We start from the raw sequence: 16,854 nt of genomic DNA, 5'->3' as shown, positions 1-16,854 counted from the left end.
TCTGGTTGGGGTTTCAACTCTACTCGCTTTTCGTCGTGTCCACACCCCTACCTGACTGTGGCCCGCTCTTGGTGCGACTCGTGACGGGACCCCACCGCCAACGCAACAAACAACGCAACCGGCAGCCGCCCTACGCAACAGGCGTGCCATCAACCTGCTCACAGCGCTATCCCCCGATCAGATTGCCGGGGGTCTGGGGGCAGAGCCCCCAGGGGAAGCACGCAACGCAAGGTCGCCGCACGCAAAAGGCGAACACGGCAAACAGGCGAACACGACCAACGAGCCGTCAAAGAACGCCCCGAACCGCCTCACCAACAGGCGTCTCCCCGTTGACCAACTCGATCGTCTTCCCAAAAGTGTTCCGAGCGACCAAAAGCTCAACCAACACAGCAGCAACATCAGCACGGGTAACCGGCGAACGAGGCAACCGAGGCGCCCCCAAAGTAACCAGCCCAGTACCAGGCCCATCCACCAACGGCCCAGGCCGCAGAATCGTCCAATCCAGATCCCGCCCCCGAAGATCCTCCTCAGCCATCTTCTTGGCCTTCAGATAGACCGCAAAAGCAGGATCCACCTCAGGCGAGTCAGCGGCCTCGATCCCCACCGTCGACACCTGGAGGAACCGCCGCACCCCCGCCTCCACAGCAGCGGAGGCGAACAAAGCGGCGGCCCCGTAGTCCACGGTGTCCTTGCGGGCGGCACCGGATCCGGCACCCGCACCAGCGGCGAACACGGCCGCGTCTGCACCGTTCAAATACGAGGCGACCGAGTCCAGATCAGCGGACTCCAGGTCGCACAACACCGGAACGGCTCCGGCTTCCTGCACGTCACCAAAGTGATCGGGATTGCGGACCAGTGCGGTGGCGGCGTCTCCACGGGTGGCCAGCTGCTGCTCGAGAAGCAGCGCGATCTGCCCGTGTCCGCCGGCTATGACTACTCGCATGGTCCCGACCGTAGATCAGTGAACCGCGGGCGGCACGACTCGTGGATCAGGAGGCGGTGGTGGCGAGGACCTGCTCGTAGACCAGTTCGTTGACCCAGCGCGTGATGGCGGTGTCCTCGGCGGGCACGCACTCCTGGCGGCCGGACACGTCGACCGAGAGGTCCTTCTCGTCGTCGGCCAGCAGGACGGAGACGCCGTAGCGGCGGACGCGCGGCAGGCAGTTCGCGAGGTAGTCGTGCGAGAAGGCGACCGACTCGGGGAGGACGACCGCGGCGTTGCCGTAGCGGGAGAAGGGGACCGCGGAGGCCAGTGCGGTGCGCCAGTGGCGGGCGACGGCCAGGACGCCGACGATGCGGACGGCGGACGGCGGCACGCGGCCTTCCATCTCCGGCCACACCCAGGTGGAGACGGTGGTCTTGTCGGCCTCGGGAGCCGCACCCACGCACACGCGCTCGGCGTGGGCGTCGGCCAGGAGCTCGGCCACGACGACGACCTTGCGGCCCATGAGGACCATTTCGGGGAGAACCACTCCGTGCCAGCCGAGGCGGATCGCCGCAGCGGCTGCCAACTCCTCGACGGACGCGGGCAGTTCCGGAACCGGGACCGGGGTGGTCGACAGACCGTTCGAGCTGTCGAGTGCCGCGATCCTTGCTGGGGTGCTGCTCACGCCAGTGCCTCCTCGTCACCCGCGGCGGGAGATCCGCCACGTTTCGACTCGTGCTCTGGATAAGAATTAGCAGGAAGCGCGCGGCCCGCCCCCAGGTCAGAGGACCCCCTGCGATCGACGGCGCCGACCGGTCGGTGACCGGTCGAGGAGTGGCGAGGGGAGTTCGGTCCTACGGTGCTGCCGTCTGGGTGACGTTAATCCGTATGGACGCACGAAAAGAGCTGCTCAAAGTGGGTGCGCCAGGCGTGGCGGCGAAAAACCGCTCAACGGTGCCGGTCACCGTCCGTCGACCGTTCACCGCGCCAGAACGACCACCTACATGATGATCACTGTCTTACCCGGCCCGTGACCTGCGAAAACATCAGCGGCATCACGCAACGGCACGCGTCGCGAAATCGGCACTTCCAGGTCGCCGGCCTGCACCAACGCAGCCAGACGCACCAACGCTTCCCGCGATCCCTTCATGCCGAAGTTCTGCGCCGGATCAGCGGACACGTAGTTCGTGTTGAAGGCCAACGGCGCGTAGCGCGCGTTCGCCTCGAACGACGAACGGTCGGCGCTGACGAGGTCGACCAGCGCGTCGGCCTCCACGAGAGAGTCGCCGCGACCAATTGGGATCACACGCTTCCCGGCCGCACGGGCGATCTGGACGGCGAACGACCCGACCCCGCCCGACGCACCCACGATCAGAACCGACTGAGCGGCGCCGAGGGACTCGACCAACTGCAAGGCCGTCATACCCGCGGTGGGCAATGCGGCGGCGACGGCGGGATCCATGTCATCGGGCAACGGAGCCAATGGGTTCTCCGCCGGAACCGTGACGTACTCGGCGTATGTACCGCCGCCGACCGGGCGCCGGAAGAACGTGCCGAAAATCCTCTCCCCGGAACCTTCCACCACTCCCGCACCATCTGTTCCTGGAACCAGGGGGAAGTGATGGGGAGCGGAGTCGCGCAACATCCCGTTCACGACTTTGCGGTCGAACGGGTTGACGCTCGCCGCGAGCACCCTGACCTTCAACTCGTTCGGGCCCGCCACCGGCTCCGGAAGCTCGACGAGGTCGAGGTCCGCCCCGAAATCGGCCGCCGCGATCGCCCACATGGTGCCCCCCGAACGAGTGACAGACATCACCCGGTGGATCAAGGAATCGGATAGTGCCGATCAACGAAAGAACCCCCCTCGCGATTTCCGCGAGAGGGGTTCTTTCTGTCTATCTATGGGCAAGGGGGGAGTTGAACCCCCACGTCCTTTCGGACACACGGACCTGAACCGTGCGCGTCTGCCATTCCGCCACTTGCCCCTGGAGACGTTGGGAACACTAGCACGCGTCCAAACCAGGTTCCTAATCGCCCCCTGTAGGCGTCGTCGTACCCGGATACGATCGGTACAGGAGCCGGTCCGAGCGGAAGGAGAGACATGGGCCTGCAGCGCTTCGAGCGCAAGCTGGAGGGTCTGGTCGGCAACACCTTCGCGCGCGTGTTCGGCGGCAGCGTGGTGCCCCAAGAGGTGGCACAGGCACTGCATCGGGAGGGTGACAGCAACATCCGCGAACTCGCGGGTGGCAGACTGCTAGCCCCCAACCACTACAAGGTGCTCCTCGGACCTCAGGACCACGAACGTCTTGCGGGCGACGAGCAGGATGAACTACGCATCACACAGCTTCTCGCAGAGGGCCTGCGAGAGCACCTGGCCGAGTCCGGATGGGATACCTATGGTGACGTCGTAGTCTCCCTGGAGCGCTCCGAGGCGCTGCACACCGGACAGTTCCGAACCAGCTCGTCCGTCGACCCCGACGTGAAAGCGGCCAGCCGACGGTCAGCACAACCTCGCACCGCAGGAGACCGACCCATGAGCCAGCCACCCGGCTACGGACAAGGACAGGGCCAGCCCGGCCAGGACCCTTATGGTCAGGGCGGCTACGGCCAGCAGGGCTACGACCAGCAGGGCTACGGCCAGCAGCAGCAACAGGGCTACGGCCAGGACCAGGGCTACGGCCAGCAGGGCTACGGCCAGGACCAGGGCTATGGCCAGCAACAGCAGCAGGGCTACGGCCAGCAGGGCTACGACCAGGGCTATGGCGGCGGCCAGCAGGGCGGCGGCTACGACCAGGGTTACGGCCAGCAGCAGCAGGGCTACGACCAGGGCTACGGCGGCGGCCAGCAGCAGGGCTACGGCCAGGACCAGGGTTACGGCCAGCAGCAGGGCTACGGCCAGCAGGGCTACGACCAGGGTTACGGCGGCGGCCAGCAGGGCGGCGGCTACGACCAGGGTTACGGCCAGCAGCAGGCAGGCGGTTACGACCAGGGTTACGGCCAGCAAGGTGGCTACGACCAGGGCTACAACCAGGGCGGATACGCCCCGCCGGCCACCCAGGGCGGCAACCGTCAGCTCAACGCGACGCTGCACCTCGACGACGGATCGAACCGGACGTACAACCTGAAGCAGGGTGGAAACGTCGTAGGACGTGGGCAGGAAGCCGACTTCCGCCTCCCGGACACGGGTGTCTCCAGGCGCCACCTGGAAATCTCCTGGGACGGGCAGAATGCGATGCTCGCTGATCTCGGTTCGACCAACGGCACCACGGTGAACGGCACGCCAGTGCAGACTTGGCAGCTCGCGGAAGGCGACGTCGTCCGCATCGGCCACTCGTCACTGGTCTTCCGCACCGCGGGCTAGAGGTCGACACGGGCGTCGGTAAGCAACTCAAGGCAGGAGCGGTTACAACCGGTGCCAGAGCTGGTGATGCAGCTGACCAGAGCGGGCTTTCTCGTGCTCCTCTGGCTCTTTGTGCTGGCCGCCCTACGTGTGGTCCGCTCTGATCTCTACGCAGCCTCAGGGCTCCGGGCGTCAGGTCTGCCCGGATTCCGGAGGTCCGAGAAGTCGGCGAGGGGAAGCAAGGCGCCTCGGCAACTCGTGGTCACCCACGGGGCGCTGACCGGCACCCGCATCTCGCTCGACGGCAGGCCGATCCTGATCGGCCGTGCTGACGACTCCACTCTCGTGCTGGACGACGACTTCGCGTCGACCAGGCACGCGCGGCTGTCCATGCGCGGTACCGACTGGTACGTGGAGGACCTCGGCTCCACGAACGGCACCTACCTAGACCGAGCCAAGGTCACCGCACCCCTGCGCGTACCTCTCGGCACCCCGATCCGCATTGGCAAAACGGTGATCGAGCTGCGCTCATGACCTTGGTTCTTCGATACGCGGCCCGAAGCGACAGGGGCCTGGTTCGTTCCAACAACCAGGACTCCGTGTACGCGGGCCCCCGCCTGCTCGCAGTGGCCGACGGCATGGGTGGCCACGCCGCCGGTGAGGTCGCGAGCAAGGTGGTCATCGCCTCGCTGGCCCACGTCGACGACGACGAGCCCGGCGACGACCTCCTCGGCAAGCTGCGCGACGCGGTCGCGAGTGGCAACGGCGCCATCTCCGAGCTCGTGACGAGCGACCCGGACCTGGAGGGCATGGGCACCACGCTCACGGCCATCCTGTTCGCGGGCAACCGCCTCGGGCTCGTGCACATCGGCGACTCGCGTGCCTACCTCCTGCGGGAAGGTTCCTTCGCCCAGATCACGCACGACGACACGTTCGTCCAGTCGCTGATCGACGAGGGCCGGATCACGCCGGACGAGGCCGCCACGCACCCGCAGCGCTCGTTGCTGTTGCGCGCCCTCACGGGCCACGACTTCGAGCCCAGCCTCACCGTGCGCGAGGCGCGCGCCGGCGACCGGTTCCTGCTCTGCTCGGACGGTCTGTCCGGTGTCGTGAGCCTGGAGACGCTCGACGAGGCGATCCGCATCCCCGACCCGCAGGCCTGCTCCGACCGGATGATCGAGCTCGCGCTCAAGGGCGGCGGTCCCGACAACGTCACGGTGATCGTGGCGGACGTCGAGGACGTCACCTTCGGCGACGACTACCCGATCGTCGGTGGCGCGGCCGGTGACGGCAGCGAGGAGCACAACGCTCCGCCGGACTCCGCGGCCTCACGGGCGAGCGCGCTCACGCAGCAGCGCCCGCCGATGCCGCAGCGCATGGAGGCCCCGCCACCACCCCCGCAGGACCCGAAGCGCAAGAAGCGCAACGCCCTCAAGGCGTTCGCGCTCATCTTCGTGCTGCTCCTGCTGGCAGGCGTGGTCGCGGTCGGCGGCAAGCTGTGGCTCAACACCCAGTACTACGTCGGCGCCACCGAGGACGGCCAGGTCGCGATCTTCCGCGGTCTCAACGGCTCGGTGCTCGGCTTCAAGCTGTCGTCCAAGGTCGAGGACTCGTGCCCGCCCGGATCCACGGGCTGCACCCCGATCACGCTGAAGGACCTGCAGGAAGCCGGTCGCAAGACGATCACCGCCGGCATCCGCAGCGACAACGGCCTGGACGGAGCGCGCGCCGCGGTGCGTCTGCTGCGCACGGAGCACATGCTGCCGCTGTGCAAGGACACGTCGTCGACCAGCACCACGCCCACGACGCCGTCGTCCACGCCGAGCAGCACGCCCGGCAGCGCGTCCAGCACGCCGCCCGCCAACGGGTCGCCGGAGTCCACGTCCACCGAGCCTTCGCTCACCCCCTCCCAGCAAAAGCCGGGTGTGGAATGCCGGGAGGGTCCGTAGTTGATGGGCTCGCCCGCCCCCACCGGGGAAGGCTCACCAGGCGCGTCGCCTGCGACGAACACGTCGCCAGGCCTGAAGGCGCCGACGCGACGCGGCACCGAACTGGTGATGCTGTCGTTCGCCGCCGGTCTCGTGACGCTGGCACTGATCCTGGTCGAACTGAACCAGGAACGCTCGCTGAGCATGAGGATCCTCTACCTCGGCGTCGCGTACCTGGGTCTTTTCGCGTGCGCTCACCTCGCCGTGCGCAGGTGGGCGCCCTACGCCGACCCGGCGATCCTGCCGTGCGTCGCGCTGCTCAACGGGCTCGGACTGGTGGTCATCCACCGGATCGACCTGGCCCTGGAGGGCACCGTCTTCCCGGACGGCTCCGTGTGGGACCCGGTGGCGTTCAAGCAGGTCATCTGGACCGGCATCGGCTTGTTGCTGTTCGCGGCCACGCTGAAGTTCCTCCCTGACCACCGGATGCTCGCGCGCTTCGGCTACACGTTCGGCCTCGTCGGACTGGTCGCGCTGCTGCTGCCCGGTGTGCTGCCCGGCTTCATCGCGCCGACGATCAACGGCGCGAAGATCTGGCTGCGCATCGGCCCGTTGTCGATCCAGCCGGGTGAGTTCGCCAAGATCCTCCTGATGGTCTTCTTCGCCGCGTTCCTCGTGTCGAAGCGGGACCTCTTCACCGTGGCGGGTCGCCGGTTCCTCGGCATGGACCTGCCCCGTGCCCGTGACCTCGGGCCGCTGTTCGCGGCATGGGGCGTCACGGTCGCGGTCATGGTGCTGCAGAAGGACCTCGGCTCGTCCCTGCTGTTCTTCGGCATCGTGCTCGTGCTGCTCTACGTCGCCACCGAACGTGCGGCGTGGGTCGTGCTCGGTCTCGGTCTGTTCGCCGGCGGCGCGGTCGTGGCGTGGAAGCTCTTCACGCACGTCCAGCAGCGCGTGGCGAACTGGCAGGACCCGATCGCCCGCTACGACATCATCGGCGGCGGCTACCAGATCTCGCAGTCGCTGTTCGGTCTCGCGACCGGCGGCATCGGCGGCGCCGGTCTCGGCGCGGGCCGGCCGGAGATGATCCCCGAGGCCAACACCGACTTCATCACCGCCGTGATCGGCGAGGAGCTCGGGTTCGTCGGCTTCGCGGCGCTGCTGCTGGTCTACATGGTCTTCGCGTTGCGCGGCCTGCGCGGCGCCATCGCCGTGCGCGACAGCTTCGGCAAGCTCCTCGGCGGCGGCCTCGCCTTCGCGGTCTGCTTCCAGGTGTTCATCGTCGTCGGCGGTGTCACCAAGCTGATCCCGATGACGGGTATCACCGCGCCGTTCCTGTCCTACGGTGGTTCGTCGCTTCTCGCGAACTACATCCTGGTCGCGTTGCTACTGCGAATTTCTGCGGCGGCACGGACCCCGCAGAGGGTCGCGAAGCCGAAACCGCAACAACCGGCCATCGCGGACCAGCACACTGTGATGGTGGAGCGTCCCAAATGAACACACCGCTCCGCCGCGTCGGCATGGCCATGATGGTCATGATCCTGCTCCTGCTGGGCAACGCCACGTGGGTCCAGGTGATCAACGCCGACGAGTGGCGAAAGAACGCCTACAACCGCCGGGTGCTGCTCGACGAGTACGCCCGCAAGCGCGGTCTCATCACCGTCGCCGACGGCACGGTGATCGCGGACGTCAAGGAGACGACCGACCGTCTCCGGTTCCTGCGCACCTACAACGCGGGCCCTGCCTACGCTCCCGTCACCGGCTACCTGTCGGTCACCTACGGCACCTCCGGCATGGAGCGCGCCGAGAACGACCTGCTGAACGGGTCGGACGACAGGCTGCTCGCCCGCCGCATCTCGGCGCTGATCACCGGTCGCGACCCTGTCGGCGGCAACGTCCAGCTCACCCTGAACTCCAAGGTGCAGCAGGCCGCGTACGACCAGCTGACGGCGAAGGGCTACACCGGCTCCGTCGTCGCGATCAAGCCGGACACCGGTGAGATCCTCGCGATGGCGAGCACGCCGTCCTACGACCCGAACCTGCTCGCGAGCCACGACGTGAACGAGCAGGCGGCGGCGTGGAAGCAGCTCACCGCGAAGGACGCGAACGACCCGCTGGTCAACCGCGCGACGCAGGCCCTCTACCCGGCCGGCTCCACGTTGAAGGTCGTCGTCGCGGCGGCCGCGCTCGCCGACGGCAAGACCAAGGACACGCAGTACACCGCCAAGGGGTCGATCACGCTGCCCGGCAGCACCGCACCGCTGCCGAACTTCAACGGCACCCCCTGCGGCCCCGGTGAGACCGTGCCCATGGAGACCGCTCTCGCCAAGTCGTGCAACACGGCGTTCGGTGAGATGGCGGGCCAGGTCGGCGCGAACAAGCTGCGCAGGCAGGCGGAGAAGTTCGGGTTCAACGACCCGGACCTCACGGTGCCGCTGGCCGTCGAGACCTCGACCCTCGGCCCGATCCCGGACGAGGCCGCGCTCTACCAGACCGGCATCGGCCAGCGCGACGTGCAGATCACCCCGCTGGAGAACGCGGTGGTGGCGGCGACGATCGCGAACAACGGCAAGCGCATGCAGCCGTACCTCGTGTCGAAGGTGCTCGGCCCGGACCTCAAGTCGATCGACGACACCAAGCCCGACCAGGTCGACACCGCGATGAGCACGGCGAACGCCAACGCGCTGCGCGACATGATGATCCAGTCCGAGATCAACACCGGTGGCGAGGGCCGCCTGCAGAACGTGCAGGTGGCGTCCAAGACCGGTACCGCCGAGCACGGTGCCAAGCCGCTGGAGAACAACCCGCACGCCTGGTACATCGCCTTCGCGCCGGCCCAGAAGCCGGAGATCGCGATCGCGGTCATCGTGGAGGACGGCGGCGACCGCGGTCTGGGCGCCACCGGCGGCAAGGTCGCCGCGCCGATCGGGCGTGCCGTGATGAACGCGTACCTGGCAGGTCGCTGATGCTCACGACGGGCCAGCTCCTCGCCGACCGCTACCGCCTCACCAGGCGGATAGCGGTCGGTGGCATGGGCGAGGTCTGGGAGGCGGCGGACGACAGGCTCGACCGCCGCGTCGCCGTGAAGGTGCTCAAGGCGGAGCTCTCAGGAGATCCCGAGTTCCTGCACCGCTTCCGCACCGAGGCGCGGATGACCGCGTCGCTCAACCACCCCGGCATCGCGTCGGTGCACGACTACGGCGAGACGGCGTCGATCCCGGACGGGCCGGAGGACACGGCGTACCTGGTGATGGAACTCGTCGAGGGCGACCCGCTCGCGACGATCATCTCCCGCGGCCGGCTGTCCGCCGACGTGACGCTCGACCTGCTGGAGCAGACCGGCAACGCGTTGCAGGCGGCCCACGAACGCGGGCTCGTGCACCGGGACGTGAAGCCCGGCAACATCATGGTCACGCCGTCGGGGAAGGTGAAGATCACCGACTTCGGCATCGCGAAGGCCGTGGACGCGGCTCCCGTGACGCGCTCGGGCATGGTGATGGGCACCGCGCACTACATCGCCCCGGAACAAGCTCTTGGCGGCGAGGCCGAACCGGCGAGCGATGTTTACTCGTTGGCAGTGTGTGGCTACGAGTGCATGGCCGGTCACCGGCCGTTCCTGTCGGACAACGCCGTGACCGTCGCGATGATGCACATCCGCGACATCGCGCCGCCGTTGCCGCGGGACGTTCCGCCGGGTGCGCGGGCGTTGATCGAGGCCACGCTGGTGAAGGACCCGAGGCAGCGCTACCGGACCGGCGGGGAGTTCGCCGCCGCCGTCAGCGCCGTGCGGGTGGGTCAGCCGCTGCCGACGCCGTCGGGGTTCACGATGCCCCCGCCGATTCCGCAGCAGGTCGTGCAGCAACCGCCCCAGGTGTCGCAGCCGCTGCCGATTCCGTCGCAGCTGCCGCACCACCCGACGGGTCCGGTGCTCACGGGCACCCATCCTCCGCACCAGAGCGGACTGCAACCGGTGCACCAGACCGGAACGTTCACCCCCATGCCGACACCACCGGGGAGAAACCGGACCGTCGTCTGGGTTATGGTCGCTTTTCTGGTGACCGTGCTTCTGGTGCTCGGCGTGGTGGTCCTGTGGAAGATGACCGCGGGGTCGAACGAGAGCGCCGGGCAGGGTGGCCGGCCGACCGCTTCCAATTCGGTGAACCCGAACGCTCCGGCGAACGGGCAGGCGAAGCCCGATTCCGCCGACCGGATACCGGGGAGTTCGCCGAAGCGGATCAACGAGGACGACTACATCGGTCGTTCCGGCGACGAGGTCAGCATCGATCTGATCGACCACGGCCTGGAACCACGGGTGCAGAGTGCGCAGGGCACGTCGCCGGGTGACCTGAAGAAGTGCAGGGTCACCGCCATCGAGCCGACAGGCGAGGTGCCGGTCGGCTCGCAGGTGAAGGTGACGTGCGCGCCATGAGCAAGACCAGAAACGTTTTGGGAACACCGTCGACGAGGAGCGGGACGAAGCACCGATGAGCACTCCGCGACTGCTCTCAAACCGCTACGAACTGGGCGAGACACTCGGGTATGGCGGCATGTCCGAGGTCCACAAGGGGCGGGACGTCCGCCTCGGCCGGGACGTGGCGATCAAGGTGCTGCGAGCCGATCTCGCCCGCGACTCCCAGTTCCAGGAGCGCTTCCGACGTGAGGCGCAGAACTCCGCCGCCCTGAACCACCCGGCGATCGTCGCCGTCTACGACACAGGTGAGACGCAGACCGAGTACGGCCCGTTGCCGTACATCGTGATGGAGTTCGTCGACGGGCGAACGCTGCGCGACATAGTGAAGACGCAGGGCCCGCTGTCGGGCAAGCGCGCGATGGAGGTCATGGCCGACGTGTCGGCCGCCCTCGACTTCAGCCACCGCCACGGCATCGTGCACCGCGACGTGAAGCCCGCGAACGTGATGATCACGAAGTCCGGCGCCGTGAAGGTGATGGACTTCGGCATCGCCCGCGCGCTGCACGACGGCCAGGCGGCGGTCACGCAGACCGCGGCGGTCATCGGCACGGCCCAGTACCTGTCGCCGGAGCAGGCGCGCGGCGAGTCCGTCGACGCCCGTTCCGACGTCTACGCGGCCGGCTGCGTGCTGTTCGAGCTGCTGACCGGCGAGCCGCCCTTCACCGGCGACTCCCCCGTCGCGGTCGCGTACCAGCACGTGCGGGAGGACCCGAAGGCCCCGTCGCAGCTCAACCCGAAGGTGTCGCCGCAGCTCGACGCGATCGTGCTGAAGGCGATGTCGAAGGGTCCGGCCAACCGCTACCAGTCGGCAGCGGAGATGCGCGCCGACCTGGTGCGCGTGCTGTCGGGTCAGCGCCCGTCCGCGCCCGCCGTGATGACGGCCGAGGACCGCACCGCCGTGATGAACGAGCAGGCGGCAGCCCGTCCCGCGCGCACGCAGGTCGTGTCCGGTGGCAGGCACCGCCCGGCGGCGTTGAAGTCGGAGCCGGACGACTACGACCCGATCGCCGACGAGGAAGAAGAACGTCGCGCGAGGCGCAAGAAGGCCATCATGGTCACGCTGGTCGTGATCCTCTGCGTCGCCGTGCTCGGCCTCGCCGCGTGGATCACCGCGAACGTGATGGACAAGGGCAGCGAGACGCCCGACAAGGTGACGGTTCCGTCGATCATCGGCCTGAGCCCGCTCGAGGCCAAGGACAAGATCAGGAACGTCGGCCTCGTGGCCGTCCAGGCGGACGTGGCCTGCGAGCCCGGTGCCGGTGGCGCCCCCGCGAAGTGCACGACCGACCAGATCAACAAGGTCATCGACACGGACCCGAAGGAAGGCACCCAGCTCGCGAAGGGTGGCCAGATCACCATCTCCGTCGGCGCGCCTCCCGGTGAGGGCACCGTCCCCGACCTGAAGGGCAAGACCCCGGCGGAGGCCCAGGCGGTCCTGGACAAGGACCCCAACGGCTTCAAGCTGGAGCAGGCCAACGAGACCGTCCCGGTCGACGACGCGTCCAAGGCGGGCAAGGTCGCGCAGCAGAACCCCGACGTCGGCGTGAAGGTGAAGAAGGGCAGCACGATCACCGTCCAGCTCGGCAAGGCGCCGGACAAGGTGAACGTGCCCGGTGTCGTGAACAGCGACGAGGACGACGCCCGCCAGACGCTGGAGGGTTCCGGCTTCACCGTCCAGATCGAGCAGGTCGACAGCGCCCGTCCGGCCGGCACGGTCCTGTCGCAGACCCCCGGCGCCAACAGCAAGGTCGACAAGGGCACGACCGTCACGCTGAAGGTCTCGAAGGGCAACCAGATCGAGATGCCCGACCTGGTCGGTCTCGACCAGAAGGCCGCCGAGAACAAGCTGAAGTCGTTGGGCTGGAACGGTTCCTTCAACGTGCAGAAGGAGTCCACCACGGACCCGACGAAGCGCGACCAGGTGCTCTCGCAGCAGCCGCCGAAGGGCACGGCGATCACGAAGGGCACCGCGGTGACCGTGACCGTCGGTTCGCTGGGGATCGGCGGGAGTTAGTTCTCCGGACGTGAAAAGGGGCGGCTCCCGATCGGGAGCCGCCCCTTTTTTTCTCGTCTAGAGGCGCGCGGCCGCGGCCAGCGTGCGCATGCCGTTCTCCAGTTGCGCGACCGTGGACTCCGGAACCTCGAAGCCGCAGGTCCTCAGCCAGTTGGCGAGCATCCGGTGGCCGCCGTCGGTCAGCACGGACTCGGGGTGGAACTGCACGCCCTCGACGGGGAGTTCCTTGTGGCGCATGGCCATGACGATGCCGGTCTCGGTCTTGCCGGTGACCTCGAACTCCGCCGGGATCGTCTCCGGCAGCACCGTCAGCGAGTGGTACCGGGTGGCGATGAACGGCTGCGGCACGCCCTTGAGAACGCCCTGGCCCTCGTGGAAGACGATGCTCGTCTTGCCGTGCAACAACTCGGGCGCGCGGTCGACCGTGCCGCCCCACACCACACCGATGGCCTGGTGGCCGAGGCAGACGCCGAAGACGGGTTTGCCGATGTCGGCACACTTCTTGATGACGTCGATGCTCGCGCCCGCGCGCTCCGGTGTCCCGGGGCCGGGGCTGACGAGGACACCGTCGACCTGGTCGATCTCGTTGAGGTCCACCTCGTCGTTGCGCCGCACGACGCACTCCGCACCCAGCTGAGCCAGGTACTGGACGAGGTTGTAGACGAAGCTGTCGTAGTTGTCGACCACGAGCACGCGCATGGAGAGAGCCTAGTCGGTCGCGTCGAGTGAGTTAGCTCTCGTCTTCACTCAGGTAAGGCTACCCTAAAATAGGTGTCATGAGTCGCACCTTGCGCGTCGCCATCGTCGGCGCCGGACCGGCCGGCGTGTACGCCGCCGACATCCTGACCAAGTCCGACGTCGACGCGCAGATCGACCTCTTCGAGAAGCTGCCTGCGCCCTACGGCCTCGTCCGCTACGGCGTCGCCCCCGACCACCCCCGCATCAAGGGAATCGTCGGCGCCCTGCAGAAGGTGCTCGACCGCCCGTCGGTCCGCTTCTTCGGCAACGTCGAGTACGGCGTCGACATCAAGCTCGACGACCTGCGCCAGTTCTACGACGCCGTCATCTTCTCGACCGGCGCCGCCACCGACCGCGCGATGGACATCCCCGGCATCGACCTGCCCGGCAGCCACGGCGCCGCGGACTTCGTCTCCTGGTACGACGGCCACCCCGACGTCCCGCGCACCTGGCCGCTGGAAGCCACGTCCGTCGCGGTGCTGGGCGTCGGCAACGTGGCCCTCGACGTGGCCCGCATCCTCGCCAAGACCGCGGACGAACTCCTCGTCACCGAGATCCCGGCCAACGTCTACGAGGGCCTCAAGTCGTCGCCGGTCACCGACGTGCACGTCTTCGGCCGCCGCGGCCCGGCCCAGGCCAAGTTCACGCCGCTCGAACTGCGCGAACTCGACCACTCGCCGAACGTCGAGGTCATCGTCCACGCCGAGGGCATCGAGTTCGACGAGGCCTCGATGCACGCGATCAGGACCAACAAGCAGGTCGAGATGATCGTGAAGACCCTCCAGGAGTGGGCGATCCGCGACGTCGGCACCCGCACCCGCCGCCTGCACCTGCACTTCCTGGAAGCACCGGTGGAGGTCCTCGGCTCCTCCTGCGTCACCGGCCTGCGCACCGAGACCCAGGAGCTCACCGGCGACGGCAACGTGCGGGGCACCGGCGTCTTCACCGACTGGGACGTCCAGGCCGTCTACCGCGCCGTCGGCTACCTCTCGACGCACCTGGCCGACATCCCGTTCGACCACGTCGCCGGCACGATCCCGCACCTCGCGGGCCGCGTGCTCGACCTCGACGAGGTGCCCATGCCCGGCGTCTACACGACCGGCTGGATCAAGCGCGGCCCGATCGGCCTCATCGGCCACACCAAGGGTGACGCGCTGGAGACCATCACCAGCCTGCTGGAGGACGCCGCGGCACTGCCCCCGGCCACCTCCCCCTCGCCCGCCTCGGTGGTCGAGTTCCTCACGCAGCGCGGCGTGCCGTTCGTGACCAACGAGGGCTGGAGCCGGTTGGACTCGCACGAGATCGCGCTGGGTGCGGCTCACGGACGTGAACGCGTGAAGGTCGTGTCGCGCGAGGAGATGACCTCGGTGTCCAACGGCTGAGCTTGAAATGCCTGAACGGCTGACCGCCGTTCCTCGATGAGGCCGCCATCGCGTCTGGACGCGATGGCGGTTTCAGTTTTCGGTCGCGCCCGTGGCTCGCCTGCGACCTGCTGGTCGCGGGTGCCGACACCCCGGCACTGTGCGAGTTGGCGGGTGAGCCGCCGGCCCGGCTGGACTCGCGTGAGGCCTGTCCGCTGATCAGGCGGGTGTTCGCCGAACTCGACGTGCCGCTGATGGCCGAGGAGCAGGCGGAGTGGGTCCTCGGGAGCGAGGTCGCCCGCCGGATCCTCGCCGGCGAGAACAGAGACGACTGGGAGGACCACGTCTGGCGAATCCTCCAGCCGCTGCCCAATGACGCGCGCCTCGCGCTGAACAGCTACGACGACGATCCCGAGCCGTTCCTCGGCTACGTGCGCGAGTACCTGGAACGAGCCGAGGAGCAGCTCACTCGGTGGTGACGTTGTTGAACGGCAGCAGCGGCTCCGCCCACGGGAACACCACGAACATCAGCAGCGCGACGATGCCGACGACCAGCACGACGGCCTCGGCGATCCGCAGGTACAGCGGGCCCGGCAGGTGCCGCCAGATCCAGCCGTACATCAGGCCTCCGTCATCTCGGGCGGCACGAAGCCGTCTGCCACCGGGTAGCTCTTGGTCTCGATGGCGTGCACGATCAGGCGCTGCTTGTCGGAGAAGCGCGGGTGGCAGGTCGTCAGGGTGAGCAGGCGGGCCTGCTTGTCGGTGGGAACCGTGGTGCCGACCTGGTGCGGGATCGGGGCGATGACCTCGCCCTGGCTCGGGACGACGATCTCCTGACCGACGGTCTTGGCGTAGGCGTCGCCGTACGTCGTCGCCAGCGGTGCCACGCCGGCGCAGGGTGCTTCCTTCGACTTCGGGTTCGCGGCCCAGCCCGCCACCTCGCTGCTCATCGGGAGCACTCGGTAGACGAACCACTGGGTCTGGGTCTGCACGACGATCGAGTTGCACGATTCGAGCAGGTCGAGGTCGTTGAACGGCGCGCCCTTGCCGACGCGGTGGCCCGCGATGGAGAAGTTGCCGCCCTCGCCCGGCTGCGCGGTGTCCTTGTAGTGGCCGGGGCCGATCTCCAGGTGCTTGTCCGTGGTGCCCTCGACGACGGAGAACTTCCAGTCGTTGCCGAAGACCGGGATGTACATCTTCGCGAAGGCCTTGCCCTCGATGAGGTTGAGCTGCGACTTGCGGTTCGGGTCGGCCGGGGGCGGCGTGACGACGTTCGAGCTCCACTCGGAGTCGAGCGCGGCGGTCGCGTCCTCCTGCTTGCCCGCGGAGAGCAGGTCGGTCACGTAGACCTCGTAGACGACGAACAGCAGCACGACCAGGCCCAGCGTGATGAGGGTTTCGCCGAAGCCGCGCACCGCCTTGCGGGCGAAGCTGTCCGGCGGCAGGTCGTTCTTGGCCGGCTCGTCGTCGTAGTACTCGTCATCGTCGTAGTAGTCGTCGGCGCTGTCCTGAACGCGCGGGATCACCTCGGTGGGCGGGTCGACCGGGCGGGGACGCGGTGGCATCGGACGAGGTGGCATTCCCCTCGGCGGGGTTCCCGGCGGCGGACCGGGACGGCCGGACTGGGGCATGCCGCGTGCGGGGGTACCGGTCTGCGGAATGCCGCGAGCGGGAGTGCCGGTCTGCGGAATGCCGCGAGCGGGAGTGCCGGTCTGCGGAATGCCGCGAGCGGGAGTGCCGGTCTGCGGCACACCTCGTGCGGGCGTGCCGGGCGGCGGCGTCTGGAAGGGCTGACCCGGCTGGCCGAACGACGGCGGGCCCTGACGGTGCCGCGGCGGCGCGTTCGGGGGCAGGCTTCCGGAGAAAGCGCTGGTGAACTGCGTTGCTTCCGGCGGCAGCTGACGAGGGGAAGGAGTGGGTCGCACCTGCTGAAGGTCGTCACGACGGGGTGCAGGACGCCCTGGTGGCGGCTGCTGCGGTCCCGAGTTCACCTGAGAACCTCCGCGCGCACTGTGAACTGAAAACAACTGCGTCTACAAGGATGGTTCGCTGACCACCGCCGCTACGTTAACGTGTC

Annotated in this window: 15 protein-coding genes and 1 tRNA gene; 9 read left to right on the top strand and 7 right to left on the bottom strand. The window is 68.2% G+C overall.

All coding sequences use genetic code 11. The annotated features are described in order from the left end of the window. Positions 1-286 precede the first annotated feature (286 nt). From ACFWN2_RS29310 to ACFWN2_RS29295, 4 genes are all read right to left on the bottom strand, one after another. The gene (locus ACFWN2_RS29310; RefSeq protein ID WP_382432776.1) at positions 287-943 is read right to left on the bottom strand and encodes an NAD(P)H-binding protein; all 657 of its coding nucleotides are present in this window, start codon (positions 941-943) and stop codon (positions 287-289) included. Between the two features lie 46 nt (positions 944-989). After that, entirely contained in the window at positions 990-1,610 is a 621-nt protein-coding gene (locus ACFWN2_RS29305; protein ID WP_382432774.1) for a hypothetical protein, read from the bottom strand. Positions 1,611-1,925: 315 nt separating this feature from the next. After that, a complete protein-coding gene (locus ACFWN2_RS29300) occupies positions 1,926-2,711 on the bottom strand; it encodes an NADP-dependent oxidoreductase (RefSeq protein ID WP_382432772.1) in 786 nt (261 codons plus the stop codon). 116 nt (positions 2,712-2,827) lie between these two features. Continuing rightward, positions 2,828-2,910 (bottom strand) — tRNA-Leu (locus ACFWN2_RS29295). 116 nt (positions 2,911-3,026) lie between these two features. On the opposite strand from ACFWN2_RS29295, the gene ACFWN2_RS29290 reads away from it, so the two are divergent. Genes ACFWN2_RS29290 through pknB form a run of 7 tightly spaced genes read left to right on the top strand, consistent with a single transcriptional unit; the run spans position 3,027 to position 12,678 of the window. Next, complete coding sequence (locus tag ACFWN2_RS29290; protein ID WP_382432770.1) at positions 3,027-4,286, top strand: DUF3662 and FHA domain-containing protein; 1,260 nt, start codon at positions 3,027-3,029, stop codon at positions 4,284-4,286. Positions 4,287-4,337: 51 nt separating this feature from the next. Then, a complete protein-coding gene (locus ACFWN2_RS29285; protein WP_030465595.1) occupies positions 4,338-4,799 on the top strand; it encodes an FHA domain-containing protein in 462 nt (153 codons plus the stop codon). Beyond that, entirely contained in the window at positions 4,796-6,214 is a 1,419-nt protein-coding gene (locus tag ACFWN2_RS29280; RefSeq protein ID WP_382432768.1) for a PP2C family protein-serine/threonine phosphatase, read from the top strand. The genes ACFWN2_RS29285 and ACFWN2_RS29280 overlap by 4 nt, the downstream gene beginning before the upstream one ends. Positions 6,215-6,217: 3 nt before the next feature. After that, complete coding sequence (locus ACFWN2_RS29275) at positions 6,218-7,690, top strand: FtsW/RodA/SpoVE family cell cycle protein (protein ID WP_382432766.1); 1,473 nt, start codon at positions 6,218-6,220, stop codon at positions 7,688-7,690. Further along, positions 7,687-9,159, top strand: a complete 1,473-nt coding sequence (locus tag ACFWN2_RS29270) for a peptidoglycan D,D-transpeptidase FtsI family protein (protein ID WP_382432764.1) — start codon at positions 7,687-7,689, stop codon at positions 9,157-9,159. Before ACFWN2_RS29275 ends, ACFWN2_RS29270 begins: the two co-directional genes overlap by 4 nt. Continuing rightward, positions 9,159-10,622 carry a serine/threonine-protein kinase gene (locus tag ACFWN2_RS29265; RefSeq protein ID WP_382432762.1) on the top strand — a complete coding sequence of 488 codons (1,464 nt, stop codon included), beginning with the start codon at positions 9,159-9,161 and terminating at the stop codon, positions 10,620-10,622. Before ACFWN2_RS29270 ends, ACFWN2_RS29265 begins: the two co-directional genes overlap by 1 nt. 55 nt (positions 10,623-10,677) lie before the next feature. Further along, positions 10,678-12,678 carry a Stk1 family PASTA domain-containing Ser/Thr kinase gene (gene pknB / locus ACFWN2_RS29260; protein WP_382432760.1) on the top strand — a complete coding sequence of 667 codons (2,001 nt, stop codon included), beginning with the start codon at positions 10,678-10,680 and terminating at the stop codon, positions 12,676-12,678. 57 nt (positions 12,679-12,735) lie between these two features. Here the strand turns inward: pknB and ACFWN2_RS29255 are convergent, their stop codons facing one another. Further along, complete coding sequence (locus ACFWN2_RS29255; protein WP_382432758.1) at positions 12,736-13,377, bottom strand: aminodeoxychorismate/anthranilate synthase component II; 642 nt, start codon at positions 13,375-13,377, stop codon at positions 12,736-12,738. 77 nt (positions 13,378-13,454) lie between these two features. On the opposite strand from ACFWN2_RS29255, the gene ACFWN2_RS29250 reads away from it, so the two are divergent. Together ACFWN2_RS29250 and ACFWN2_RS29245 are read left to right on the top strand one after the other, a co-directional pair. Further along, a complete protein-coding gene (locus ACFWN2_RS29250; protein ID WP_382432756.1) occupies positions 13,455-14,798 on the top strand; it encodes an FAD-dependent oxidoreductase in 1,344 nt (447 codons plus the stop codon). A gap of 146 nt (positions 14,799-14,944) precedes the next feature. Continuing rightward, the gene (locus tag ACFWN2_RS29245) at positions 14,945-15,256 is read left to right on the top strand and encodes a hypothetical protein (protein WP_382432754.1); all 312 of its coding nucleotides are present in this window, start codon (positions 14,945-14,947) and stop codon (positions 15,254-15,256) included. Here ACFWN2_RS29245 and ACFWN2_RS29240 read toward each other — a convergent pair. Both ACFWN2_RS29240 and ACFWN2_RS29235 read right to left on the bottom strand, forming a co-directional pair. Next, complete coding sequence (locus ACFWN2_RS29240) at positions 15,243-15,398, bottom strand: hypothetical protein (RefSeq protein WP_089928321.1); 156 nt, start codon at positions 15,396-15,398, stop codon at positions 15,243-15,245. The two genes, ACFWN2_RS29245 and ACFWN2_RS29240, sit on opposite strands and share 14 nt — an antisense overlap. After that, the gene (locus tag ACFWN2_RS29235; protein WP_382432751.1) at positions 15,398-16,702 is read right to left on the bottom strand and encodes a class E sortase; all 1,305 of its coding nucleotides are present in this window, start codon (positions 16,700-16,702) and stop codon (positions 15,398-15,400) included. Before ACFWN2_RS29235 ends, ACFWN2_RS29240 begins: the two co-directional genes overlap by 1 nt. Positions 16,703-16,854 lie beyond the last annotated feature (152 nt).

Source organism: Lentzea sp. NPDC058436 (assembly GCF_042721515.1).
In the GTDB taxonomy this organism is placed as follows: domain Bacteria; phylum Actinomycetota; class Actinomycetes; order Mycobacteriales; family Pseudonocardiaceae; genus Lentzea.
This window is presented reverse-complemented; position numbering and strand designations above follow the sequence as displayed.